A 23,964-nucleotide genomic window follows, 5' to 3' on the forward strand; every position below is an offset into this window, starting at 1 on the left:
TCAAGGCGCCGGTGCGGCGCCCTGCGAGTTGCGCATGAACATCTGGCCCAGGAACATTTCGATGGGTATGCGCTTTCCTTTGATGTCGACTTGACCATCGCGGTAGTCCGCCTCGAACTGGATCACGCCGTCCTCGATACGGGCCCAGGATGTTGCCGCGACCAGGCCGCGCACGCCTGCGGCTTCCCGCTCGGCCGCCGACCGGGCCGCCTCACGCGTCGCGCCCTTCAATTCCGCCCGCGCCGCAATCAGATCGGCCATGTTTTCCGGCGACAGCTTCAGCCGCACGCTCACGTTGCGCACGACTTCCTTGATGATGGCGATAGGGTCGCGCTTCCAGAACGACGGCGCGTCCAGGCCGATATCCAGGCTGAGCGTCGACGTGCCACGCGCCGTGTCGACCTGCAGCGTCGACAGCGTGAAGCTGGGGCGGGCCAGAAGAAACTTCAACATATGAGAAGCGGCAAGCATTCCGTCGCCCGAAAGCGGATCGGCCTTTTTCGCTTGCAACGGCGCGCTTGCGGTGGCGTCCTGAAACGCCTTGAGCGACGCAACATCCAAGTCCTTGCCGCTCGCCGCCATCTGCAGCTTGGCCACATGCAGGTGGCGCACGCTGATGCTGCCGACATCGAGCGTCATCTTGCCGGTCATGCGCTCGGGGGTTCCGTCCGAACCCAGCGTCAGCGCAATGTCCTTCAGGCCCAGTGGCAGCTTGTCCAGATCGGAAGCCCATTGCTTTACCGTCAGCGTCGTGGTGCTTGCGGTGGACTCGGGTGCGCCCGTCAGTTCATGCGATAACGCCAGATCATTGAGGGTCAGCGAGTAAGGGTTGCCCTTGATCACTTCGGTCAGCGAGGCCTTGCCGATGGCCAATGACACCGCGTCGCGCGTGCCGTCACCGGCATGTTCGACCTGCGCCTGCAAACCCGAGAAGTCGAACGTGATCGGAGCGTTGGCATACTTGACGGGCGCCAGCGCCAGATCGCCGGAAAAGTCGCGGTCATACGCGACTAGAAAGTTCGCCGTCACCGGCGCCGATCCGCCTGCGGCCGCGAACCAGGCGGCCGCATCGGGCGTCTCCGTCATGTGCAGCCGCCCCGCCGCCATCACGGGCGCGACGTCGCCTGACGCAAGCCGAGAGGCGGGAAACGGTCCGTGTTCAATGTTGCTGGTGAACGCAAACGCCTTCTCGGCGGGTTTGCTGCCAGACTGCACGGTGACCTTGGCACCGAACCGCGCTTCGGAAGAAAACACGCCACGTTCGAACGACAGCAGTTCCAGCGTCACGGGCACGCCCACCTTCGCACCCAGGCGCTGCGCCTGCGCATTCAACCCCTGCACGTCCTGCGCCAGCCGGGATTCGATCTCTTTGCCGGTGTACCACGCGGTGCCGACCCACGCCGCGGCCACCACCGCCACCAACGCGCCACCCGCCACGATCCGCTTGTTCATGTTGCCCCTGTCCGTTTGTGAAACTCCGGGATTGCCGCGATCGGTCGCGTCAAAGAAAAACGGGCTGTCGCAAGACAGCCCGTGTCAGGCGCGCCGAGACGACTGCGGCGCGCCATTCGTGTTGCGGCAGCTTAGCGCATGCCGCCCATCACGCCGCCCATCGCCATCATCAGGAACTGCTGCAGCGGCATCTTCTTGCCGTTGAAGTCCACCTGGCCGTCGGCGTAGTTCAGGTAGGTGACGATGTTGTTGTTCTCGACCTTGCCCAGACCCATCGCGGTGGCCATGGTGCCGACCATTTCCACCTGGCCCTTGGCGGTCTGCGCGGCCTGCTCGGGGGCCACGCCGCGCATTTGCGGTTCGATGGCCATCAGGTCCGCCAAGTTGCCCTTGGACAGCACCAGTTTGGCATCCAGCTTCTTCAGGGCCTGCAACGCCATGTCGGAGGCCTCGCCTTCCAGCGCGGCCGGCTTGACCAGCGCCAGGTTCAGGTTGAAGGTCGACGTGCCGTTGGCGGTGCGCACTTCCAGCGGGGACACGGCCAGCGTCGGGTTGCCGGCCAAGAGCTGCTCGAAGTTGGTCTTGAGCACGGCCTTTTCTTCTTCCGTGAACTGCGGCGTCTGCTCTTCGCCCTGGCTTTGCAGCATGCGGCGCGAGGCGGCTTCATAGACGTCGTTCAGCGACTTCAGGGCCTTGGAGTCCAGGTTCTGCGCGTCGACGACCAGCTTCATGCCGGCCACGTCCTTGGCCTGCACGTTGATCATGCCGAAGTCCACGGCCATCTTGGCGCCCATGGCCGGGCCGTTCTCGGTCATGTCCACGGCGATGGACGTGTCCTTGAACTGGACGGGCGGCTTTTCGCGGGACGTGATCGTCCAGTCCTTGAACGTCAGCTTCTGGCTGCCGACGTACATCTCGTTGGCGGCCGGCTTCAGGTCGCTGGTCAGGCTGATGCCCTTGACCGCCATGGCGGTGATGTCGCTGTTTTCGGACGGGCCCGAGAGCTCCAGGCTGTCGGCAGCCACGTCGAAGACGCCGCGCTTGGTGGAGGTGGCGTATTCAAAGTCGCCCTTCATGCCCGAGAAGACGAGCTTGGTGGCGTCCTTGGCGACTTCGACCGGCGCCATGTTGAACTTGCCGGAAATGTCCTTGCCGTAGCTGACGCTGTAGTGGCCCGAGAGCGGCACGGCGCCCTTGGCGGCGGCGAACCAGTCCTTGACCGTGTCCGTCTCTTCCAGCGCGAAGTCGCTGGCCACCATGGCCGGCATGAACTTGCCCGACTTCAGGTTGGAGAACGGCAGGGGACCGTGGCTCAGGTGTTCGACGAACACCACGTCGCGCTCTTGCGCGGGCTTGCCGTCAGCGGCGGGCGTGGTGAACTTGATGCGGTAGCGCGACACCGAGGTGAAGACGCCGCGGTCGAACGAGACCAGTTCGGCGACGGCGTTGATGCCCCATTTGTCGGCGACCTTCTTGAGCTCGACGTTCGAGTCCTCGATGGCCTGCTTGACGAATTCCTCGGCCTTTTGGCCCGTGTACCAGGCCGTGCCGGTCCAGACCGCGCCCAGCGCGACGACGATGCCAACTATTGCCGATTTCTTCATTGCATCCCTTTTATTTTGAATAGATGAAAGCCGACGGATTATAGGGAGGGCCGACTAGGGAAAACACTTATTTTGTTCGAAGTTAATACAAAATATTGCTGTTTAATTCTATAGGGACCTTTTGACCACTTGCTGCGCCGCCACATCAGCTACAATCCGCTTCGTGCGCCAAGCCAATCTGCGCACGTCCGCTAGGCCCTTCGCTGCCAAGCTTCGCCCCTGATGGGCGCTTCCCTTTTCTCCTTATACCGACCGCCTGGATTGGAGTCTCTCAAATAGAGCGACAGGCTGCCGCTGGAGCTGTTTTGACTACCACTTCCCCTTTCGCCGACCTCGGGCTGGCTGATTCGCTGTTGCGCGCCATTGCCGATACCGGCTACACCGCGCCCACGCCCATTCAAGCCCAGGCCATTCCCCAAGTGCTGAAAGGCGGCGACCTGCTTGCAGCCGCCCAGACCGGCACCGGCAAGACCGCCGGTTTCACGCTGCCGATCCTGCACCTGTTGTCGCAGAAAAAGCCCGAGGCTCGCAAGCCCGGCCGCCCCCGTTGCCTGATCCTGACCCCGACGCGTGAACTGACCGCGCAGGTGGCCGAATCGGTGCAGACCTATGGCAAGTACACCTCGCTGACGTCCATGGTGATGTTCGGCGGCGTCAATATCAACCCCCAGATCTCCGCGCTGCGCAAGCCGCTGGACATCCTGGTCGCCACCCCGGGCCGCCTCTTGGACCACTGCGGCCAGAAGACGGTGGACCTGTCGGGCGTGGAAATCCTGGTGCTGGACGAAGCCGACCGCATGCTGGACATGGGCTTCATCCGCGACATCCGCAAGATTCTCGCCCTGCTGCCCAAGCAGCGCCAGAACCTGCTCTTCTCGGCCACGTTCTCCGACGAGATCCGCACCCTGGCGCGCGGCGTGCTGAACAATCCGGGCGAAGTCTCGGTCACCCCGCGCAACACCGCCACCGAACTCGTCACGCAGACCGTGCACATGGTCGAGCAGCACCACAAGCGCGACCTCATCAGCCACATCATCCGTGAAAGCGGCTGGCACCAGGTGCTGGTCTTCACGCGCACCAAGCACGGCGCCAACCGCCTGGCCGAAAAGCTCGTCAAGGACGGCCTGACCGCCGCGGCCATCCACGGCAACAAGAGCCAATCGGCCCGCACCCGCGCGCTGGCCGGCTTCAAGGACAGCACCGTGACCGTGCTGGTCGCCACCGACATCGCCGCCCGCGGCCTGGACATCGACCAGTTGCCCCAGGTCGTGAACTTCGAGCTGCCCAACGTGCCGGAAGACTACGTCCACCGCATCGGCCGCACGGGCCGCGCGGGCGCCACCGGCGCCGCGGTCTCGCTGGTCGACAACAGCGAGATCAAGCTGCTCAAGGACATCGAGCGCCTGATCAAGAAGACCATCGAGCGCAAGCCGGTGGAAGGCTGGACGCCTCCGGCCACCAGCGCAGCGTCGTTCGAGCGCCAGGAGCGTGACGAAGACACGCGCAACATGCGCGGCGGCCATCGCAATGGCGGCCGTGGCGGCAACGGCGGCTCGGGCCGCTCGCGTCCCGCCCAGGGCCAGCCGCGCGCGGCGGCAGGCGGCCGCGCGCCCGCACCGGCCCGCGCCGGTGAAGGCCGTGGCAATGCCGGTTCGCGCGAGGGCAAGCCCGCCGACCGTCCGGCTCACGCGGGCCGCGCCGAGGGCCGTCCGCAGCAGAACCGCCGTCCTGAAGGTTCGTCGCGCCCGGCAGGCAATGCGCCCGCCGGCCGCCCGGCCGAAGGACGCTCGGGCCAAGGCCGTCCGGGCGGTGCGCCCCGCGCCGCGCTGCTGAGCAAGTAATATCACTGGCAACCCCGACACTGCGACCCACGGACCCGCGCCATCATGCCTTTATCCACCTGGTTGACGTTCTTCCTGGCCTCCTGGGCCATTTCGTTCTCACCGGGCGCCGGCGCGATCTCGGCCATGTCGTCAGGCCTGAAATACGGCTTTGCGCGCGGCTACTGGAACACGGCAGGCCTGATCCTGGGCATCCTGTTCCAGTTCGTCGTGGTGGCCGTGGGCCTGGGCGCCGTGCTCGCCACCTCGGAAATGGCGTTCAACGTCGTCAAGTACCTGGGCGTGGCCTACCTGGTCTACCTCGGCGTGCGCCAGATCCGCACGGACGCCGCACCCGTTGCGGTGGACGCGGGCGATCCCCGCAAGGCGTCCATCCGCGATCTGGTGATGCGCGGTTTCCTGATCAACACCATGAACCCCAAGGGCACCGTGTTCCTGTTGGCCGTGGTGCCGCAATTCGTGGACCCCGCGCTCTCCTTGACGCCGCAGTACGCGGCGCTTGCGGCAACGCTGGCGTTCACCGACCTGGTGGCGATGGGCGTGTATACGCTGCTGGCGGCGCGCGTGTTGCGCCTCTTGCGCGATGCCAAGCACATCCGCTGGATGAACCGGACCTTCGGGTCGCTGTTCATCCTGGCGGGCGTGTTCCTGGCGACCTTCCGCCGCCACAACTGAATCAAAAAGCGTGGGGCACGTGCCGGCAACGGCGCGTGCCCCACATGTTTTCGTGCACGACACCGGACCGCGCCGGCCTGATTGACGGCGCCAAGCAGAAACCTCCGATATGAGCATTTCCAACGAAGTCGCACGGCGCCGTACGTTCGCCATCATTTCCCACCCTGACGCGGGCAAGACCACGCTGACGGAAAAGCTGCTGCTGTTCGCAGGCGCGATCCAGATCGCCGGCAGCGTCAAGGCGCGCAAGGCGTCGCGCCATGCCTCGTCCGACTGGATGGAAATCGAAAAGCAGCGCGGCATTTCCGTGGCGTCCTCGGTGATGCAGATGGAATACCGCGACTGCGTCATCAACCTGCTCGACACCCCGGGCCACCAGGACTTCTCCGAAGACACCTACCGCGTGCTGACGGCGGTGGACGCCGCGCTGATGGTGATCGACGCGGCCAACGGCGTCGAGCCGCAGACCATCCGTCTCCTGCAGGTCTGCCGGGCGCGCAACACGCCGATCATCACGTTCATCAACAAGATGGACCGCGAAGTGCGCGAGCCCCTGGAACTGCTGTCGGAAATCGAAGGGCACCTGGGCATGGACGCCGTGCCGTTCTCGTGGCCGGTGGGCATGGGCAAGTCGTTCGGCGGGGTGTTCGACATCCGCCGCGACCGCATGCGCGTGTTCCGTCCTGGCCAGGAGCGCCGCTCCGACAACGACGACTTCATCGAAGGCCTGACCAATCCCGAGATCGCCAAGCGCTTTGGCAGCGCGTTCGACCAGGCCAGCGGCGAGATCGAGCTCATCAACGAAGCAGCGCCGGCGTTCGACCGCGACCAGTTCCTGGCCGGCAAGCAGACGCCCGTGTTCTTCGGTTCCGCCATCAACAACTTCGGCGTGCAGGAAGTGCTGGACGCCCTGGTCGACCAGGCGCCGCCCCCGGGCCCGCGCACGGCCCTGCAACGCGAAGTGCAGCCCGAAGAACCCAAGTTCACCGGCGTCGTCTTCAAGGTGCAGGCCAACATGGACCCGGCGCACCGCGACCGCGTTGCATTCGTGCGCGTGAGCTCCGGCCGCTTTGAACGCGGCATGCGCCTGAAAGTGGCGCGGACCAACAAGGAAATGCGCCCGAACAACGTGGTGTCGTTCCTGTCGCAGCGCCGCGAACTCCTGGACGAGGCCTATGCCGGCGACGTCATCGGCATCCCCAACCACGGCGTGCTGCAACTGGGCGACGTGCTGACCGAAGGCGAGACCCTGCAGTTCACCGGGCTGCCGTTCTTTGCGCCGGAACTGTTCCAGGCGGTCGAAGTGAAAGACCCGCTGCGCACGAAGCAGCTGCGCACCGGCCTCACCCAATTGGGCGAGGAAGGCGCCATTCAGGTCTTCCGTCCCGATGTCGCCGGCGGCTCGCTGCTCTTGGGCGCGGTCGGCCAACTGCAGTTCGAAGTGGTCGCGCACCGCCTGAAGACCGAGTATGGCGTCGATGCCCGGATGCTGCCGTCGCGCTACACAATGGCACGTTGGATTACGTCTGAAAACCCCAAGGCGCTGCGCAAGTTCATGGATGCCAATGCCGCCCATATCGCCTATGATGTGGTCGATGCTGCGGCGTTTTTGATCGGTTCTCCCGCGCAGTTGCGCGTCGCCGAGGAACTGTATCCCGATGTGAAATTCCATGCCATGCGGGAGCACGGCGGCAAGGTTTTCGGAGACAAAGCGTAGACCCGTTCGGGTTCCGCACGGCAGATTGAGGGTAGCAATGTCTTGGCGTTTTTTGATCGCAACGCTCCTGATCGCGCTCGGCGCGTCGGCTTGGGGCGGTATTCAACTGGGTGACTGGCTGGTGGCGCACGCGCCCGCGGCCGCGCCCGCTCCTGGGCAGGACGCCGCCGCGTCCCAGCAGCCCGTGCTGGACGCCAATGGCCGTCCGTACGTGGCGCAGCCGCCGCAACCGCGCATCGATGGCACGCTGGGCGTGCCGGACAAGCCGGCCGACCGCGAATGGCAGGTCAACACCGTGTCGCTGTTCGACACGGTCAGCGACCCGGCCGTCCAGATCTCGCGCGAACGCATCAGCCCCGAACAGGCGCGCGAAATCGCTGCTTCGTCGCACGTGCCGCTGCCCTCGGGCACGTCGGACGTCAGCACCATGGACCTGCTGGTTCCCGGCACGTCGACCGCCATCAATGGCGGCGTGGCCGCCGGCGGCAGCTACGGCACGCCGCAAATGGTGCAGGCGCCCCCGCCGCCGCCCAACACGGCGCCGGCCCCCGGCGCCCAGGGCTGGCAAGATGCGCTGCGGCGCGAACTGGCCCAATGCGCCACGCAAGGCTTCTTCGAGCGTCCCTCGTGTTCCTGGAACGCGCGCAACAAGTACTGCGCGCCGAACCGCGCCTGGGGCACGATGGCCGAATGCCCGGCCCGTCCGCAGTAAGGTCTCTGCAGCGGCATATCAGCCTGCCTGTACAGCTTTCCAGCATAAAAAATGGCGCCCCGCGGGGCGCCATTTCTTTTGCAGCCAAGTGCCTTATTCGGGCACGGACATCTGGCTTTGCAGGTAGTTCTGGATACCGACCTTGTCGATCAGGTCGATCTGGGTTTCCAGGTAGTCGATGTGCTCTTCGGTGTCGTCCAGAATGTCCTGGAACAGATCGCGCGACACGTAGTCCCGCACCGATTCGCAATACGCAATGGCTTCCTTGACGGTTGCCTGGGCAGCCGTCTCGAGCTTCAGGTCACAGGCCAGCAGTTCCGGCACGTCTTCACCGATCAGCAGCTTGTGCAAGTCTTGCAGATTGGGCAGGCCGTCCAGCATGAAGATGCGGGCGATCAGACGATCGGCATGCTTCATTTCGCCGATCGATTCCTCGTACTCGTGCTTGCCCAGCTTGTCGAAGCCCCAATGGTTCAGCATGCGGGCATGCAGGAAGTATTGGTTGATGGCCGTCAGCTCATTGGTCAGTTGCTTGTTGAGAAACTGGATGACGGTTTTGTCGCCTTTCATGATGGACTCCTTGCAGTCAGGCGCGACGCGAGCGCATCGCGACAAAGGAGCGCACGATGCCGCGCGTACGCAACCCGTGCAGACTACCATTCGGCGCAGGGCCGCGCCTAGCCTTGCGCTGCATTTGGTAAACGGCTTTAGGAGCGCAACAAGAAAGCGACAAGCTAATGAGAATGAGTATGCGTGCGTGAGGCCTTGCACGCTTGGGGACGGATTGGCGCGGCTTTGCGATGCGCGTCACGCCGAATCGGACGCGCACATGCCGGGCTTTGTGTGCCGGATGCGCATTGATGGTGTGCGATCCCGCCCTGCCAGCGCAACGCGCGCGCTCGTTGCATATCAGCAACCGCAGCGGATCGTATTGACCGCCCTCAATATTGACCGCTCTCAACTTACGCGGTGCGCCGCGTCGCGAGCCAGATGCCGAACGCGATGGGAACGATGCCCAGCAGGTCCAGCCACGAAACGGGCTCGCGCAGCACTACCCATCCAAAGAGCAGGCCTAATGGCGGCATCAGGAAATGCAGCGCGCTCGCCGACGTGGCGCTGGCGCGGCCCAGGATCATGAACCACAGGTAATAGCCGCCCATCGACACCGCCACGATCATGTAGGCCATGCTCCAGATCAGGCTCGTGGTCAGGCGCGCATCGCCCAGGCTCTCGGTGGCCAGCGCAAATGGCAGCAGCGCGGCGGCGCCGGCCAGCGACTGAATGCCGGTCGACGTCCACAGACCGGAAGTGGGCTTGAGCCGCTTGTAGAGCAGCGTGCCGGCAACCAGCGCCACCAGGCCACCCGTGACGAGCAGCGTCCCGTGCAGGTCTTCCTGCATGCCGGTCAAACGCGACCGCAACACCAGCGCAACGCCCGCCAGGCCCAGGCACAGCCCGAGCATTTTGCGCCAGCTCAGCCGCTCGCCCAGCATTGGCCCGGCCAGCACGCCGATGAGCAGCGGATTCGTGCTGATGAGCACGGCCGTGAACGCGGACGACACCGTGGTCATCCCCGACCAGCTCAGGCCCAGATACAGCGCGTTGTTGAGCACCCCCAGCAGGACCAGCGCCGCCAGGTCGCGGCCGGAAGGCAGCTTCCAGCGGCCGCTGGCCGCTGCCAGTCCCAGCATCAGCGCGCCCGCAATCAGGAAGCGGATCGTCAGCAGTGTGAGCGGCGGACAATCGCGCACCGCGATCTTCGCGGCGGCAAAGGCCGAACTCCACAGAAAGCAGAACGCGGCGATCGGCGCCAGACTGATGCCAGGGCGGTCGTTCGCGGGCAAGGCGCAAGCAGGGGTGGAGAGAGCCTTCATGGCGGGTCCGGCAATGTGGGACTGCAACCGCAGTGGCGGCGGGATGCAGGCATTCTCCTCGCGGCCCCATCCATTGACAAACTCTTTATTCGGATCGAAAGTATTTGAAAATCAAATGACTCGGGGCACCCTATGCTTGATCTCGATCTTTTGCACAGCTTTGTGTCGGTGGTGGATGCCGGCGGATTCACAGCCGCCGGCGAACGCGTGCACCGCAGCCAGTCCACCGTCAGCCAGCAGATCCGCAAGCTTGAAGACACGCTGGAATGCCCGCTGTTTCTGCGCGAGGGCCGCCAGGTCCAGCTAACCGAAGAAGGCGAACGCCTGTTGGGTTACGCGCGCCGGATGCTGGCGTTATCCACCGAGGTCCGCGAAGCCGTCAGCGGCCGCAAGCGCGTGGACGTGATCCGCCTGGGCATTCCGGACGATTTCGCGGTCGACGCGCTGACGGCTGTCGTCGCCCAATTCGCGCGGACACGGCCGGGCGTGCAGTTGTCGGTGCGTTGCGATCTGACCGCCGTCCTGACCCGAAGCCTGGAGCGCGGGGATCTGGACGTGGCGTTGCTCAAGCGTGAGCCCGGCGCGGGCGCGGCGTTGGCGGCATGGCCGGAACGGCTGCACTGGATCGGTAGCGATTCGGTGCAGCTTGCCCTGGGCGCGGAGGCGCCGGTGCCCCTGGTCGCCTTTCCGCAGGGCTGCATCTACCGCAACCGCGCGATCCACGCGCTGGAATCGGCCGGGCGGCGCTGGCGCATCGCCTATGAAAGCCCGAACCTGTCGGGGGTGCAGGCCGCTCTGGCCGGCGGCCTGGGCATCGCGCTGCTGGAACGCCGCTGCATCGGCGCCGGCCACCGGATCCTGGACGTGGGCCTGCCCGCGGTACCGCCTTCGGAACTGGCGTTATGCGTGGCCGGCCCCGCACGTGAACCCGCGCGTCAGCTGGCGATGGATATCAGGGATTTTTGCGAGAAGGAAATGACGCGGCTCGCCGCATGAAGGCAGCGAGCCGGTAAAGACACCAATGCTCAGGCGATGGCGACCAGCGGAATCGGGAAGCTGCTGTTGGCAGCCGGCGTGTCCGATTCGACAAGGGCGGGAGCATTGACCGGAACCGCGATGGAGCGCACGTCGCACACGCTGGAGCAGCGGCCGCCCGGCAGGTATTCGGCGGCGGTTGCCGCGCAGCAGCCGCAGCACGTGGCCACGCCCAGCTCGAACTGCAGGTCGGAAAGCGTCGTCGCGCCGGCGTCCACGCTGGCGCGGACTTGGCGTTCGGTGATGGCATTACATACGCAAATGTACATGCGAATGATTATCGAAAAATATTCACGCCCTGACAAGCCCTTCGCGCAAATAAATTTGCAACCGAACTGTCACGCAAGCCGTTGAAAACAGGGACGAATTTGCCGAAGCACGTCCCTTATTTCAGCGTGCGGAGGCTTGCGCCTTGCGCAGCGCGGCGGGGGCAATCCGCAGCGCTTCACGGTACTTTGCCACCGTCCGGCGCGCAATCACTATCCCCTGATCGGCCAGTTTTTGCATGATCTGGCTATCCGACAACGGTTTGGCGCGGTTCTCGTCGGCCACCATCTGGCGGATGTAGGTCTGCACCGCGGTGGCCGACGTGGCGTCGCCGCCCTCTGTCGACACGCCCGTTCCAAAGAAGCGCTTGAGCTCCAGCGTGCCGAATGGAGTGAGCATGTACTTCTGTGTTGTGGCCCGCGAAATGGTCGATTCATGCAAACCAAGCTCGCCGGCGATGTCCTTCAGGATGAGCGGTCGCATCGCCGCCGGCCCCTGGCTGAAGAAAGCCGTCTGACGCTCGACAATGGCCTGCGACACGCGCAGGATGGTGTCAAAGCGCTGCTCCACATTGCGGATCATCCATTTGGCCTGCTGCAGCTGGGCCTGCAAGCCGGCGTGGGCAGATTCCTTCTGGTTGCCCAGCATCTGGGCGTACAGCCCATTGATCTGCAGCCGCGGCACCGCGGCGCTATTCAGCGTGGCCTGCCAGCCACGTCGCGTCTTGCGGACGATGACGTCCGGCACTGCGTACTCGGCCGCCGGCACGGTCCAGGCCCGGCCCGGCCGGGGTTCCAGGCGCAGGATCAGCGAATGCGCCGCGCGAAACGTGGTCTCGTCGCAGCCGACCGCCGCGCACAGGCGCGCGGCGTTGCCGGTTGCCAACAGCGGCAGGTGCTCGGCGCAGATCCGGCGCGCACAGGCAAGCACGACGGGGTCAGCCGCCTCCGGCAGCAAGGTGAGATCGGGATTGCGCAGTTGCAGTTGCAGGCACTCGGCCATGTCGCGCGCGCCGATGCCCACCGGGTCGAACGATTGCAGAAGCGACAGGGCGGCGCGCAGCTCGTCCATGTCGGGCTCCATTTCGGCAGGGAGCCAACCCAGGATTTCGTCCAGCGGCGAACCCAGGTAGCCGTTTTCGTCCAGTTCGTCGATCAGCAGGGACGCCAGCGCGGCATCGCGCGGCGCGGCGCGCGTCAGGGCAAGCTGACCCAGCAGATGTTCGCGCAGCGTGTCCGGCCGCGCCGCCTCGGGCAGGCTGGAGTCGTCGTCGGGATACACCCCGCCCGAGCCAGGCATCTCGTCGATGGCGGTCTCGCGCTCGGCCGCCGGTTCGTCGTCCTGGACCGAAGATTCGCGCTCGGATTCGGCGCGATCCTCCGCCGTCGCCGGCTCGTCCTCGCGATCCAGCAGGGGATTCTCGGCCAGCACTTGCGAGATTTCCGCTTCAAGGTCGAGCGTGGACAACTGCAACAATCGGATCGATTGTTGAAGTTGTGGGGTCAGCGTCAGGTGCTGGCCAGGCCGCAGTTCTAAAATTGGACGGGTCATAGGTACAATATTTTGCATGATGAATCTGACTTCGCCCGCAAGCGTTCGCCAGGACTGCCGATTGATCGGTCAGACCCTGCTCAAACTGGCGCTTCCCCGACTCGTTCTGCGCGCGATCGTCATCGCCGTCGCCCTGGTTGTCTGGTATCTCGTCGCCACGTGGATACTGGATTTCGGCAAGCGCATGAACTATGACTTTCTGCACACGCTGGGCCAGGCGACCATGGACATGGCGCAGCGGATCAACCCCTATCTCTGGTGGGTGGTTGCCGGCATCTGGACGCTGATCGTCTTCTTCTCGGTGCGCGCGTGGTTCTACGCCAGCCTGGCTTCCGGCGCCGCAACGCCCGTCGGCACGGATACGCTGGCCGAACTGGCGCCGAACCTGTCCGAGGAATCGCTGGGCGTGCTGCGCTGGACGTGGGGCGATCGCCAGGAACCCTTCACCGTCGGCGACCTGCGCCGCTCGCTGTCCGAGCTGCGCCACAACCGCGTCGGCAAGATCGACATGGTGGCCGAGCAGGCCCGGATTCTTGAAGGCGGCACCATCCGGCCGACCCGGGATCCTCGGGATGACGGCCGCCGCAGTGACGACCGACGCGGTGACGACCGCCGCGTTGATCCCCGGGTTGACGGTCCGCGCGAACCGCGTGGCGATCGTTACGTCGAACCCCGCATCGGCCCTGCCCGTTAATTTCACTTATACAAATCCGACTCAAGGCCGCCGCAAGGCGGCCTTGCTGTTTGCGCAGCGAATCCGCGCCAACGTCCGCGATCGACCGATAAAATAGCCGCAAGCTCCCGGCTCAAGCGCCCTTATCGCGCTGCCTTCAATCCCGCGCAAACGCCAGCAACGCGATCCGTCCCTCGCTTTTTCCGTTTGCGCTTCCCGAAAAAGTGTGTTTGACTAGCACCCTATGGCCGCTCACCGCACCCCCTTCGCGATTGCCACCGGACGCTCCGCCGCTCCGGTCGCCGGCCTGCGCGCTCGTACCTCCTTCATCGCGCTATCGCTATTGCTACCGATCGGTTGCCGGGCCTAGTGTCCCCGTGGTAGCTCGGCAGCCACGCTTGCCACACGCGATTTTCCCCTTTTATCTCTGAATCCTGCCGTCCATCACGGCAAACCCTGGCACAAGACCGTCATCCGGTCGCGATGCCGACGAGCGCCAAGCGCGCCGGGATTCACAAGAAACCGATCGAGGTGTAGTGATGATGCTTGCCAACCCCGCCACCAAATACGTCCCCTTCGCGCCCTTTGCCCGCGATTTTTCCGAACGCACCTGGCCCAGCCGCCGCATCACCAAGGCGCCGATCTGGATGAGCACGGACCTGCGTGACGGCAACCAGGCGCTGATCGAGCCGATGAGCGTGGAACGCAAGGTCCGCTTCTTCGAGCAGCTCGTGAAGATCGGCTTCAAGGAAATCGAAGTGGGCTTTCCGTCCGCGTCGCAGACCGACTTCGATTTCGTGCGCAAGCTCATCGATGAAAAGCGCATTCCCGACGACGTGACCATCATCGTGCTGACCCAGTCGCGCGAAGACCTGATCAGCCGCACCGTGGAAGCCGCCGCCGGCGCCAAGCAGGCCATCGTCCACATGTACAACGCCTGCGCGCCCGCCTTCCGCAAGGTGGTGTTCAACATGTCCAAGGACGAGATCAAGAACATCGCCACGACCGGCACGCGCCTCATCAAGCAGTACACGTCGCAACGCCCCGAAACGAAGTGGGGCTACGAGTACTCGCCCGAGGTTTTCAGCACGACCGAACCCGAATTCGCGCTGGAAGTGTCCAACGCCGTGGCCGACGTCTGGCAGCCCACGCCCGACGCCAAGATGGTGCTGAACCTGCCCGCCACGATCGAAGCCACCACGCCCAACCTGTACGCCGACCAGATCGAGTGGATGCACAAGAACCTGGCCCGCCGCGACAGCATCGTGCTCAGCGTCCACCCGCACAATGACCGCGGCACCGCTGTTGCCGCCGCCGAATTCGCGGTGATGGCTGGCGCCGACCGCATCGAGGGTTGCCTCTTTGGCAGCGGCGAGCGCACCGGCAACGTCGACCTCGTTACGCTGGCCCTGAACCTCTACACGCAAGGCGTGCATCCCGGCCTGGACTTCTCGGACATCGACGAAGTGCGCCGCTGCGCCGAATACTGCAACCAGTTGCCCGTCCATCCGCGCCATCCGTACGCGGGCGACCTCGTCTTTACCGCATTCTCGGGCTCGCACCAGGACGCCATCAAGAAGGGCTTTGCATTGCAGAAGCCGGACGCGGTCTGGGAAGTGCCTTACTTGCCGATCGACCCCGCCGACCTCGGCCGCAGCTACGACGCCGTGATCCGCGTGAACAGCCAGTCGGGCAAGGGCGGCGTGTCGTACCTGCTTGAGCAGGAACACGGCCTGGTGTTGCCGCGCCGCCTGCAGATCGAATTCAGCCGCGCCATCCAGCGCGTCACGGACGAGACCGGCCGCGAAGTCACCGCCGACGACGTGCACACGATCTTCAACCGCGAATACCTTGAACAAAAGGCGCCGTGGAAGCTGATCCGCCATCGCATCGACGGCGATCCGTCGGCCGGCGAAGGCCAGCACTTCAGCATCGAAGCCGAACTTGAATTCAACGGCGAGCGCCGTGTGGTGCGCGGCAAGGGCGACGGCGCGATTTCCGCCTTCGTGGCCGCGCTGGACGTGCCGGTTCGCATCATGGACTACCACGAGCACGCCATCGGCACCGGCACCGGCACGCGCGCCGCGTCCTACGTCGAGCTGCGCGTCGGCGAATCCGCCACGGGCTTTGGCGTGGGCATCGACCGCGACATCGTGACGGCGTCGTTCCAGGCCGTGCTGAGCGCCGTGAACCGCCACATCAATTCGGGCGCCGTCACCGCCGAACAGGAAACCGCCGAAGCCGTGTGATCCACGACCAGGTCTGAAGCCCCCGACAACGGGGCACAAAATGAAGCCCGCCTTATCCGGCGGGCTTTTTCATTGCGTGTGATCCGTCTTTGCTGGGTAAGGTGAAGCACGGTGTAGCAAGGTGTCTGACACCCTTGGTAGGCCGGCTTGGCATGACGACGATTTCTCCAGGGTGTCAGACACCCATCCGAGACGCCAATCCGCAGGGCATGCCGTGAATTCAGCCGCGCGGCCACATGTCCGACGCGCCGATGTCCGGCGCCGTGGCGGCCAGCAGGCGCGCGTGGATCCACGCGCCGATGGCGAGCAGGCGATGGTCTTCATGACGCGCGCCGACCAGTTGCAATCCCACCGGCAGACCCTGCGGGCCGGTGGCAAACGGCAGGTTCAGGCAAGGCAGCCCAAACAGCGTCCACGCGCGCGAGAATTGCGGATCGCCCGTGCCGAGGTCGGCGAAGGGCGCCTCGCCGCTGGCGCTGGGCGCAAGCAGCACGTCGTATTGCTGGAACCACGTATCGACCCGCGCACGCGATTCGGCTGCGCGCGCCAGGTTCTTGATGTGCTGTTCGGCGCTGATCTGCGCGCCGGACTCCAGGATGGCCTGCAGCTTGGAACCGAGCTGCGCGGCATGCTCCAGCCGTTCATAGGCAAGCGCCTGCGAGGCCTCGAACGCCATGATGTCCGAGTGCAGTTGCACCAGCACGCAATGCTCCGGCGGCAGCGGCACTTCCTCGACCTTGGCGCCCGCGCGCGACAGGATCGCCGCGGCCTGCGCGAACGCCTCCTTGGTTTCTGGCTGCGCGTGGCGCCACTGCAGGCTGCGGTACATGCCCACGCGCGGCGCGTCGTGATAGGACAGGTCCAGCACGCGGGGATCGCGCATCAGGACCGACGAGAACAACGCCACGTCTTCCACGGACCGCGCAAAGCCGCCCAGGGTGTCCAGCGATTCGGCCAGGCTCTTCACGCCCGCGCGCGGGATCCGTCCAAAGGTGGGCTTGAAGCCGACGACACCGCAGTAGGAGGCCGGCCGGATGATGGAACCAGCCGTCTGCGACCCCAGCGCGAAGGGGACCATGTCGTCCGCCACGGCCGCGGCCGAGCCGCTGGACGACCCGCCGGGCGTGTAGGCCTCGTTGCGCGGATTGCGCGTGGGACCGGCCTGGTAGGTCGCGAATTCGGTGGTGACGGTCTTGCCGATGACCAGGGCGCCGGCGCCGCGGCACAGCGCCACTGACGCAGCGTCCAGGCCGGGACGGTGCCGGTCGTAAATGGGGGATCCGTAGCGGGTAGGCAGATCGACGGTGTCGAACAGGTCTTTCACGCCGATGGGCAAGCCGTGCAGCGGGCCGCGCAACGCGCCTTTGTCCAGCGCTTCGGCCTGGTCGAGCGCAGCCTGTTTTTGCAGGGCCGTCCAGGCATGGACGGTGCTTTCGCGCTGTTCGATGCGCGCAAAGCAGGCGCGCACCAATTGCACTGCGGTCAATTCGCGCCGTTGCAGCTTGTGCGCGGCTTGGACCGCGCCCAGTCTGTTCAAGGCAATAGACATGATTCATTCCTCTTTGCCGGTGCCGCGACAAGCGCGGATGATCCTTCGCACCCGGTCCCCTTGACCGAGGGTATGCCGGACATGCCCACCGCCCATTCAAGCAAGCGCCATGCCCGCACACACCGACCCTGCCATTGTGCGCTTCGCGTCAATTGGGAAAAACACCGAAAACGCCGGGTTTTCCGCGAAAACACGCGCCGCGCCGTGGCTTTGTGTTGTTGCGTTCGCACCAGCATAGCGCAAACCCGTGCAATACAAAGGTCATATTCCTCAAGTAAGATGAAATCGTTTTCAGCAAACTTGCAGCGATTCATTCATGGCCACGCGCCCGTCGCCCCGCTTTTCCATCATCGAAGTGGCTCGCAAGGCAGGCGTCTCGCCGGCGACGGTGTCGCGCGCGTTCAACCAGCCCGAGATCGTGCATCCCGACACGCTGGCGCACATCCGCAACATCGCCAAGCGCGCGGGCTTCCGTCCCAACCGCGTCGGCCGCAGCCTGCGTTCGGGCAGCACCCGCACCATCGGGCTGATCCTGCCCACGTTGTCCAATCCCGTGTTTGCGGAGTGCTTTGAAGGCGCGGAGCGGCGCGCTCGCGAATCGGGCTACAGCGTCATGCTGACCGCCACCGGCTACGACCCCGCTGTGGAATCGGCCGCGGTGCAGGGACTGATCGATCATCAGGTCGATGGCCTTATCCTGACCGTGGCCGACGTGGGCAAAAGCGCCACCCTGGACGACCTGGACCGCAGCGGCATTCCCTATGTGCTGGTCTACAACGAATCGAACGACCATCCCTTTGCTTCCGTCGACAATCGCGCCGCGGCAAGCGACATGGTCGCGCATCTGGCGGCGATGGGGCACAAGCGCATCGCGCTGGTGACCGGCCCGCTGACGGCATCGGACCGCGCCCGCCGCCGCCTGATGGGCGCACGCGCCAGCGCCAAGAAGCTGGGCCTGGACGCGATCCAGCATATCTCCATGAGTTCGCATACGGGCAGCGACGTGGACGCGCTGAAGGCCGCATTGCGCGGCAAGCAGGCGCCCACGGCGCTTTTCTGCTCGAACGACCTGCTGGCCACCGCCGTCATCGCCGATCTGGTGGGGCTGGGGCTGTCCGTGCCGGCCGACATCTCGGTGTGCGGCTTTGACGGCATGCGCTTTGGCGCCCTGCTGACGCCGCCGCTGACCACCGTCGCGCAGCCCAGCGACGGCATCGGGCAGACGGCCTGCTCCAACCTGCTGGCGCAGATTCATGGCCAGCCGCCGCAATCGAACCGCCTGCCGCACTGCATCGTCGTGGGCGGCACCGCGGCGTCCGTGCGCCGCTAGGCGCAGCCTGCTCAACAATCCACCCATTTCCAGACTTCCACGCGCCATGCTCATCGCTCAGATCACCGACCTTCACATGCGCACCCCGGGAGACAAGGCCTACGGCGTCATCGATCCCGAGGCGTTCCTGACGCCGGCGGTTCGCGCCCTCAATGCCCTGACGCCGCGGCCCGACTGCGTGCTGATCACCGGCGACCTGACGGACCTGGGCAAGCCCATCGAATACCAGACGCTGCGCGAACACCTGCAGGCGCTGGAGATTCCGTATTTCCTGATGCCCGGTAATCACGACGATCGCGCGCAGTTGCGCGCCGCGTTTCCCGACCACGCGTACCTGCAGGATGGCGGACCGTTCGTCCAGTACGCCGTCGAGACCTATCCGCTGCGCCTGTTGGCGCTGGACACCGTCGTGCCGATGAAGAGCCACGGCGAACTGTGCCAGACGCGCCTGGACTGGCTGGCCGACCGCTTGGCCGAGCAGCCCGGCCGGCCCACGCTGGTGCTGATGCACCACCCGCCGTTCTTGACCGGCATCGAACATATGGACGACATCGGCCTGTTGGCCGGCGCGCCCGAGCTGGAGCGCATCGTTGCCCGCTACCCCAACGTGGAGCGCGTGCTTTGCGGCCACCTGCACCGCACGATATTCCAGCGCTTTGGCGGCACCATCGCCTCGACCTGTCCGGGCACGGCGCATCAGCTTGCGCTGGAGCTGGGTCCGCGCCCCACGCTGCAATACATCATGGAACCGCCCGGCTACCAGCTGCATTGGTGGCAGGGCGGCAATCTGGTCACGCACCACGCCGTTCTGGGGGAATACCCCGGGCCGTATCCCTTCGGCTGACGTCCGGGACCAGGAAACGCGCATTGCCACATATCCGTCATGTTTGCGCTGCACAATGAAAAGGTTTTCATAACAGGCAACAATGCGGATCTAACAATTAGATCTACGAGACAGCATGTCATCCATCGTTCTGGATAACCTCACCAAACAGTACGCCGGCGCGGCGGCGATTCAAGGCGTGAGCTTCACGGTTCCGGCCGGCAGCTTCACCGTCCTGCTCGGTCCGTCCGGTTGCGGCAAGTCGACGACGCTGCGCATGATCGCCGGCCTGGATACGCCCACATCGGGCAGCATCCGCATCGGCGACCGCGACGTCACGCAATTGCCGCCGGCCAAGCGGCGCATTTCCATGGTGTTCCAGTCGTACGCGTTGTTTCCGCACCTGACGGTGCGCGAGAACATCCTGTTCGGCCTGAAGGTGCGCAAGGAGCCCGCCAAGGACTTCGACCGCCGCCTGCAGCGCGTGGCCAGTCTGCTGGGCCTGACCCACCTCCTGGACCGCAAGCCGTCGCAATTGTCGGGCGGGCAGCAGCAGCGCGTGGCGCTGGGCCGCGCCGTGATCTCCGAGGCGCCGGTCTGCCTGATGGACGAACCCCTTTCCAACCTGGACGCGCAGCTGCGCCACGAAATGCGCCGCGAGATCCGCGCGCTGCAGCAGAGCCTGGGCATCACCATGGTCTACGTGACGCACGACCAGACCGAAGCCATGAGCATGGCCGATCAGGTGGTGCTGCTGCGCGGCGGCCAGATCGAACAGCACGACACACCCGACGGCCTGTATGCGCGGCCCGCCAGCGAGTTTGCGGCGCGCTTCATCGGCACGCCGCCCATGAACCTGATCAACCTGGCGCAGCAAGCGGGCGGCACGGTGATCGCCGGCACGCAAGGCCCGGTCATCGCAAACGCCCCGGCCGGCGCCGTGAAGCTTGGCGTGCGTCCGGAACATATCCGCATCGACGGCGACGGCATCGCCGCCACCGTGGAAAGCGTCGAGTACTTCGGCGCGGACTCCATCGTGGTGTGCCGCATTGGCGACACCAGCGGCGTGGCCGTGCGGGTCGGCGGCCACCTGCGCGCCAGCGCCGGCGAGCCGCTGCGCCTGTCCTGGCCGGACGGGCAACAGCATTTCTTTGCCGCCGACTCGGCGGTCATCAACACCGACGGGCGCTAAAACAAATAGCCCACACAGGAAAGGAAACACACCATGCGACGCATCGTACTCAAGACCCTGGCCGCCAGCCTGGCCGCCGCCTGCCTGTCTCTGCCTGTGCAGGCGCAGAACAAGCCCGTCGAGGTCGAGTTCTACTACCCGGTTGCCGTCGGCGGCCCGATCACCAAAATCGTTGATGACATGGTGGCGGACTTCCAGAAGGAGAACCCCAACATCAAGATCAAGCCGATCTATGCCGGTTCGTACCAGGACTCCATCGCCAAGGCGCTGACCGCGCTCAAGGGCGGCACCCCGCCGCAACTGGCGGTGCTGCTGTCCACCGACATGTTCACGCTGATCGACGAGGACGCCATCGTCCCGATCGACGGCCTGGCCAAGACCGACGCCGACAAGAAGTGGCTGGGCGGCTTCTACGACGCCTTCATGCAGAACAGCCGCACCGGCGGCCACACCTGGGGCGTGCCGTTCCAGCGTTCGACGATCGTCATGTACTACAACAAGGATCTCTTCAAGGCCGCCGGCCTGGATCCCGAAAAGCCGCCCAAGACCTGGGCCGAGCTGGTCGAATACGGCAAGAAGCTGACCAAGCAGGACGCCTCGGGCAACACCACGCAGTGGGGCATCGAGATTCCGTCGGGCGGCGCGTTCGCGTACTGGCTGTTCCAGGCGCTGACCACGCCCAACGGCGCGATCCTGATGAACGAAGCCGGCAACGAGGTCTACCTGGACAAGCCGGCCGTGGTCGAAGCGGCCCAGTTCTGGCGCGACCTGTCGGCCAAGCACAAGATCATGCCGACCGGCACGATCGACTGGGGCACCACGCCCAAGGACTTCCTGGAAAAGAAGGCGGCCATGGTGTGGACCACCACCGGCAACCTGACCAACATCCGCAAGAACGCCGACTTCCCGTTCGGCGTGGCGATGATGCCGCAGCAAAAGCGCGGCGGCAGCCCCACGGGCGGCGGCAACTTCTACATCTTCAAGAGCGGCACGCCGGAGCAGCAGGCAGCGGCGCTGAAGTTCGCGCAGTGGGCCACCACGCCCGAGCGCGCGGCCGACTGGAGCATCGCCACGGGCTATGTGGCCGTGACGCCGGCCGCCTGGGAGACCGAGAAGATGAAGAAGTACGCGCAGGAAGTGCCGGCCGCCACGGTCGCGCGCGACCAGCTGGAAGTCAGCGTGGCCGAATTCTCCACGCATGAGAACCAGCGCGTCACCAAGACCTTGAACGACGCCCTGCAGGCGGCGCTGACGGGTTCGAAGACGCCTCAGCAGGCCCTGACCGACGCGCAGCGCGAGTCCGATCGCATACTGCGTTCCTACAAGTAACCGACCCCAAGCACGATGAGCCGCTCTTTGAATGCGCTTTATGGCTGGCTGCTTCTGCTGCCAGCCATCGTGCTGCTCGCCGCCTTCACGCATTACCCGGCGGTGGCGACGCTATGGCACAGCTTTTTCTCCACGCCCAAGGGTGCGCGCCCGGCCCGCTTCGTCGGGCTGGAGAACTACGCCGTCATGCGCGACGATCCGGTGTTCTGGCAGTCGCTCTGGAACAACCTGTGGTTCGCGCTGGGCACCATTCCCACCTCGATCGGCATCGCGCTGATCATGGCGCTGTGGGTGAACCGCAACCTTACCGGCCGCGGCTTTCTGCGCATGGCGTATTTCACGCCGACGGTGCTGCCCATGGTGGCGGTGGCCAACATCTGGCTGTTTTTCTACACGCCGCAGTACGGGCTGATCGCGCAGGTGATGGGCTGGTTCGGATCGCCCGGTCCCAACTGGCTGGGCAACCGCGAGACCGCGCTGCCCGCGCTGATGCTGGTGACCGTGTGGAAGGAGTCCGGCTTTTTCATGATCTTCTATCTGGCGGCGTTGCAGACGGTGTCGCCGTCGCTGCGTGAAGCGGCCATGCTGGAAGGCGCATCGCGCTGGCAGTACTTCCGGCGCGTGCTGTGGCCGCTCTTGATGCCGACGACGCTTTTCGTGCTGATCAATGCGCTGATCAACGCGTTCCGGCTGGTCGACCATGTGGTGGTGATGACGCGCGGCGGCCCCGACAACGCCAGCACGCTGCTTCTCTACTACATCTACCAGGTGGGATTCAGCTTCTGGGACACGGCCTATGCCGCGACCCTGACCGTCGTGTTGCTGGTGGTGCTGGCGCTGACCGCGCTGATCAAGTTCCGCTGGCTGGACCGCAGGACGCACTACCAATGAAAGACAAGCTCGATACCCTGGGCGCCTGGGCGCTGGGCCTGTTGTGGATCCTGCCGCTGGCGTACGCCATGTGGGCGGCCTTCCATCCGCCCGCCTACGCAACGCGTTTTGACCTCTTTGCGCCGCTGACGCTGGACAACTTCGTGCGTGCCTGGAATGCGGCGCCGTTTCCGCGCTACTTCCTGAACACGTTCGTGCTGGTCACGATGGTGCTGGCCGCGCAGCTCGTGCTGTCGACGCTGGCCGGCTACGCGTTTGCGCGCTTCGAGTTCCGCGGCCGCGACTTCGTCTTCATGCTGGTGCTGCTGCAGCTGATGATCATGCCGGACGTGCTGCTGGTGGAGAACTACCGGTCGATGAGCTTGCTGGGCGTGCGCGACACGGTGTTTGCCATCGGCCTGCCGTACTTCGCGTCGGCCTTCGGCATCTTCCTGTTGCGCCAGACCTTCAAGACGGTTCCGCGCGAACTCGAGGAAGCGGCCCGCATGGAAGGCGCGAACCCGCTGCAGGTGCTCTGGAAGGTGTACGTGCCGCTCGCCAAGCCGATCTATGTCGCCTACGGGCTGGTGTCGGTCAGCCATCACTGGAACAACTTCCTGTGGCCGCTGATCATCACCAACTCGGTCGAGTCCCGGCCGCTGACGGTCGGCCTGCAGGTGTTCTCGTCCACGGACCAGGGCATCGACTGGTCCGTGATCACCGCCGCGACCCTGATGTCGGCCGCGCCGCTGCTGATCGCGTTCCTGCTGTTCCAGCGCCAGTTCGTGCAGTCGTTCATGCGGGCGGGGATCCGCTAAGGACCGCCAGCCGGATGCGCCGCAAAAAAACCCCGCTCAGGCGGGGTTTCTCGTTGGATGGGGCGGCGTTTCAGTACCCCACGGTCAGGCCCGGCAGGTCCACCGTGATGCGCGGACGCTCCAGCGCCAGCGCCAGGTGCTCGGCAAATTCGCGGGCTTCCTTTTCGTCGGTGGACAGCGTGTCGTAGCCCAGCGCGTCGGCCACACCCAGCACCTTGTCCAGCAACAGGACCTTGCCGCTGGGGCGCAGCGGCTCGCAGCCCAGGGTTTCCCAGGCGCTGTCGAACCAGTCGCGTGCATCGGCCTGGCGTTGCGGGGAGGGCTCGACGTTCGCGGACAGGTCCAGCGAACGGCGGGGGTCGAAAACGATGGTGATGTCGCTGCGCATGGGAAAAACTCCGTC

21 protein-coding genes are annotated in these 23,964 nt (G+C 65.2%); 13 read left to right on the plus strand and 8 right to left on the minus strand.

Annotated elements, in window-relative coordinates; translation table 11 throughout:
* Together FBY20_RS10325 and FBY20_RS10330 are read right to left on the minus strand one after the other, a co-directional pair.
* Positions 1-1,452 (minus strand): YdgA family protein, encoded by a 1,452-nt coding sequence (locus FBY20_RS10325; RefSeq protein WP_142051930.1) that lies wholly within the window; start codon positions 1,450-1,452, stop codon positions 1-3.
* A gap of 131 nt (positions 1,453-1,583) precedes the next feature.
* On the minus strand, positions 1,584-3,056 hold the full coding sequence (locus tag FBY20_RS10330; RefSeq protein ID WP_142051933.1) for a YdgA family protein: 1,473 nt from the start codon (positions 3,054-3,056) through the stop codon (positions 1,584-1,586).
* 305 nt (positions 3,057-3,361) lie between these two features.
* Between FBY20_RS10330 and FBY20_RS10335 the strand changes: the two genes are divergently transcribed.
* From FBY20_RS10335 to FBY20_RS10350, 4 genes are all read left to right on the plus strand, one after another.
* Positions 3,362-4,897 (plus strand): DEAD/DEAH box helicase, encoded by a 1,536-nt coding sequence (locus FBY20_RS10335; RefSeq protein ID WP_174245402.1) that lies wholly within the window; start codon positions 3,362-3,364, stop codon positions 4,895-4,897.
* Positions 4,898-4,942: 45 nt separating this feature from the next.
* Positions 4,943-5,572 carry a LysE family translocator gene (locus tag FBY20_RS10340; RefSeq protein WP_062840156.1) on the plus strand — a complete coding sequence of 210 codons (630 nt, stop codon included), beginning with the start codon at positions 4,943-4,945 and terminating at the stop codon, positions 5,570-5,572.
* A gap of 109 nt (positions 5,573-5,681) precedes the next feature.
* A complete protein-coding gene (locus tag FBY20_RS10345; protein WP_063954092.1) occupies positions 5,682-7,289 on the plus strand; it encodes a peptide chain release factor 3 in 1,608 nt (535 codons plus the stop codon).
* Between the two features lie 37 nt (positions 7,290-7,326).
* Complete coding sequence (locus FBY20_RS10350; protein ID WP_056327756.1) at positions 7,327-8,001, plus strand: hypothetical protein; 675 nt, start codon at positions 7,327-7,329, stop codon at positions 7,999-8,001.
* Positions 8,002-8,094: 93 nt separating this feature from the next.
* Here FBY20_RS10350 and bfr read toward each other — a convergent pair whose 3' ends face one another.
* Positions 8,095-8,571, minus strand: a complete 477-nt coding sequence (gene bfr, locus FBY20_RS10355; protein WP_056327755.1) for a bacterioferritin — start codon at positions 8,569-8,571, stop codon at positions 8,095-8,097.
* Between the two features lie 392 nt (positions 8,572-8,963).
* On the minus strand, positions 8,964-9,875 hold the full coding sequence (locus FBY20_RS10360; RefSeq protein ID WP_056327754.1) for a DMT family transporter: 912 nt from the start codon (positions 9,873-9,875) through the stop codon (positions 8,964-8,966).
* 132 nt (positions 9,876-10,007) lie between these two features.
* On the opposite strand from FBY20_RS10360, the gene FBY20_RS10365 reads away from it, so the two are divergent.
* The gene (locus FBY20_RS10365; protein ID WP_142051936.1) at positions 10,008-10,871 is read left to right on the plus strand and encodes a LysR substrate-binding domain-containing protein; all 864 of its coding nucleotides are present in this window, start codon (positions 10,008-10,010) and stop codon (positions 10,869-10,871) included.
* Between the two features lie 29 nt (positions 10,872-10,900).
* On the opposite strand, the gene FBY20_RS10370 is transcribed toward FBY20_RS10365, so the two are convergent.
* Both FBY20_RS10370 and rpoN read right to left on the minus strand, forming a co-directional pair.
* Entirely contained in the window at positions 10,901-11,179 is a 279-nt protein-coding gene (locus tag FBY20_RS10370; RefSeq protein ID WP_056327752.1) for a bacterioferritin-associated ferredoxin, read from the minus strand.
* A 121-nt stretch (positions 11,180-11,300) separates the two neighbouring features.
* Positions 11,301-12,746 (minus strand): RNA polymerase factor sigma-54, encoded by a 1,446-nt coding sequence (gene rpoN / locus FBY20_RS10375; RefSeq protein WP_142051939.1) that lies wholly within the window; start codon positions 12,744-12,746, stop codon positions 11,301-11,303.
* Between rpoN and FBY20_RS10380 the strand changes: the two genes are divergently transcribed.
* A complete protein-coding gene (locus tag FBY20_RS10380) occupies positions 12,745-13,422 on the plus strand; it encodes a hypothetical protein (RefSeq protein WP_142051942.1) in 678 nt (225 codons plus the stop codon). The genes rpoN and FBY20_RS10380 overlap by 2 nt on opposite strands.
* Positions 13,423-13,940: 518 nt before the next feature.
* On the plus strand, positions 13,941-15,650 hold the full coding sequence (leuA, locus tag FBY20_RS10385; protein WP_062840150.1) for a 2-isopropylmalate synthase: 1,710 nt from the start codon (positions 13,941-13,943) through the stop codon (positions 15,648-15,650).
* Between the two features lie 220 nt (positions 15,651-15,870).
* On the opposite strand, the gene FBY20_RS10390 is transcribed toward leuA, so the two are convergent.
* Positions 15,871-17,199, minus strand: coding sequence for an amidase (locus tag FBY20_RS10390; RefSeq protein WP_142051945.1), 1,329 nt, complete (start codon positions 17,197-17,199; stop codon positions 15,871-15,873).
* 316 nt (positions 17,200-17,515) lie between these two features.
* Here FBY20_RS10390 and FBY20_RS10395 point away from each other — a divergent pair, with 316 nt between their 5' ends.
* The 6 genes from FBY20_RS10395 to FBY20_RS10420 all read left to right on the plus strand — a co-directional run bounded on the left by FBY20_RS10395 (position 17,516) and on the right by FBY20_RS10420 (position 23,561).
* Entirely contained in the window at positions 17,516-18,529 is a 1,014-nt protein-coding gene (locus FBY20_RS10395) for a LacI family DNA-binding transcriptional regulator (protein WP_056327747.1), read from the plus strand.
* Between the two features lie 46 nt (positions 18,530-18,575).
* Positions 18,576-19,373, plus strand: coding sequence for a phosphodiesterase (locus FBY20_RS10400; RefSeq protein ID WP_142051948.1), 798 nt, complete (start codon positions 18,576-18,578; stop codon positions 19,371-19,373).
* Between the two features lie 115 nt (positions 19,374-19,488).
* Positions 19,489-20,544, plus strand: a complete 1,056-nt coding sequence (locus FBY20_RS10405) for an ABC transporter ATP-binding protein (protein WP_062840147.1) — start codon at positions 19,489-19,491, stop codon at positions 20,542-20,544.
* Positions 20,545-20,577: 33 nt separating this feature from the next.
* Positions 20,578-21,873, plus strand: a complete 1,296-nt coding sequence (locus FBY20_RS10410) for an ABC transporter substrate-binding protein (RefSeq protein WP_062840146.1) — start codon at positions 20,578-20,580, stop codon at positions 21,871-21,873.
* Between the two features lie 15 nt (positions 21,874-21,888).
* Positions 21,889-22,764, plus strand: coding sequence for a carbohydrate ABC transporter permease (locus tag FBY20_RS10415; RefSeq protein WP_062840145.1), 876 nt, complete (start codon positions 21,889-21,891; stop codon positions 22,762-22,764).
* A complete protein-coding gene (locus FBY20_RS10420; RefSeq protein WP_056327742.1) occupies positions 22,761-23,561 on the plus strand; it encodes a carbohydrate ABC transporter permease in 801 nt (266 codons plus the stop codon). Before FBY20_RS10415 ends, FBY20_RS10420 begins: the two co-directional genes overlap by 4 nt.
* A 70-nt stretch (positions 23,562-23,631) precedes the next feature.
* Here FBY20_RS10420 and FBY20_RS10425 read toward each other — a convergent pair whose 3' ends face one another.
* On the minus strand, positions 23,632-23,949 hold the full coding sequence (locus tag FBY20_RS10425; protein ID WP_056327741.1) for a hypothetical protein: 318 nt from the start codon (positions 23,947-23,949) through the stop codon (positions 23,632-23,634).
* Positions 23,950-23,964: the final 15 nt, after the last annotated feature.

The sequence above is a fragment of the Achromobacter sp. SLBN-14 genome (assembly GCF_006715415.1).
In the GTDB taxonomy this organism is placed as follows: Bacteria; Pseudomonadota; Gammaproteobacteria; order Burkholderiales; family Burkholderiaceae_B; genus Achromobacter; species Achromobacter mucicolens.

Excerpts from the sequence above, each read along its gene's own strand:
- FBY20_RS10365 (WP_142051936.1), top strand. The coding sequence starts at position 10,008 with ATGCTTGATCTCGATCTTTTGCACAGCTTTGTGTCGGTGGTGGATGCC.
- FBY20_RS10420 (WP_056327742.1), top strand. The coding sequence starts at position 22,761 with ATGAAAGACAAGCTCGATACCCTGGGCGCCTGGGCGCTGGGCCTGTTG.
- FBY20_RS10405 (WP_062840147.1), top strand. The coding sequence starts at position 19,489 with ATGTCATCCATCGTTCTGGATAACCTCACCAAACAGTACGCCGGCGCG.
- FBY20_RS10360 (WP_056327754.1), bottom strand. The coding sequence starts at position 9,875 with ATGAAGGCTCTCTCCACCCCTGCTTGCGCCTTGCCCGCGAACGACCGC.
- FBY20_RS10380 (WP_142051942.1), top strand. The coding sequence starts at position 12,745 with ATGATGAATCTGACTTCGCCCGCAAGCGTTCGCCAGGACTGCCGATTG.
- FBY20_RS10340 (WP_062840156.1), top strand. The coding sequence starts at position 4,943 with ATGCCTTTATCCACCTGGTTGACGTTCTTCCTGGCCTCCTGGGCCATT.
- FBY20_RS10410 (WP_062840146.1), top strand. The coding sequence starts at position 20,578 with ATGCGACGCATCGTACTCAAGACCCTGGCCGCCAGCCTGGCCGCCGCC.
- FBY20_RS10325 (WP_142051930.1), bottom strand. The coding sequence starts at position 1,452 with ATGAACAAGCGGATCGTGGCGGGTGGCGCGTTGGTGGCGGTGGTGGCC.
- leuA (WP_062840150.1), top strand. The coding sequence starts at position 13,941 with ATGATGCTTGCCAACCCCGCCACCAAATACGTCCCCTTCGCGCCCTTT.
- FBY20_RS10370 (WP_056327752.1), bottom strand. The coding sequence starts at position 11,179 with ATGTACATTTGCGTATGTAATGCCATCACCGAACGCCAAGTCCGCGCC.
- FBY20_RS10400 (WP_142051948.1), top strand. The coding sequence starts at position 18,576 with ATGCTCATCGCTCAGATCACCGACCTTCACATGCGCACCCCGGGAGAC.
- FBY20_RS10390 (WP_142051945.1), bottom strand. The coding sequence starts at position 17,199 with ATGTCTATTGCCTTGAACAGACTGGGCGCGGTCCAAGCCGCGCACAAG.
- FBY20_RS10330 (WP_142051933.1), bottom strand. The coding sequence starts at position 3,056 with ATGAAGAAATCGGCAATAGTTGGCATCGTCGTCGCGCTGGGCGCGGTC.
- FBY20_RS10350 (WP_056327756.1), top strand. The coding sequence starts at position 7,327 with ATGTCTTGGCGTTTTTTGATCGCAACGCTCCTGATCGCGCTCGGCGCG.
- FBY20_RS10395 (WP_056327747.1), top strand. The coding sequence starts at position 17,516 with ATGGCCACGCGCCCGTCGCCCCGCTTTTCCATCATCGAAGTGGCTCGC.
- FBY20_RS10345 (WP_063954092.1), top strand. The coding sequence starts at position 5,682 with ATGAGCATTTCCAACGAAGTCGCACGGCGCCGTACGTTCGCCATCATT.
- rpoN (WP_142051939.1), bottom strand. The coding sequence starts at position 12,746 with ATGCAAAATATTGTACCTATGACCCGTCCAATTTTAGAACTGCGGCCT.
- bfr (WP_056327755.1), bottom strand. The coding sequence starts at position 8,571 with ATGAAAGGCGACAAAACCGTCATCCAGTTTCTCAACAAGCAACTGACC.
- FBY20_RS10425 (WP_056327741.1), bottom strand. The coding sequence starts at position 23,949 with ATGCGCAGCGACATCACCATCGTTTTCGACCCCCGCCGTTCGCTGGAC.
- FBY20_RS10415 (WP_062840145.1), top strand. The coding sequence starts at position 21,889 with ATGAGCCGCTCTTTGAATGCGCTTTATGGCTGGCTGCTTCTGCTGCCA.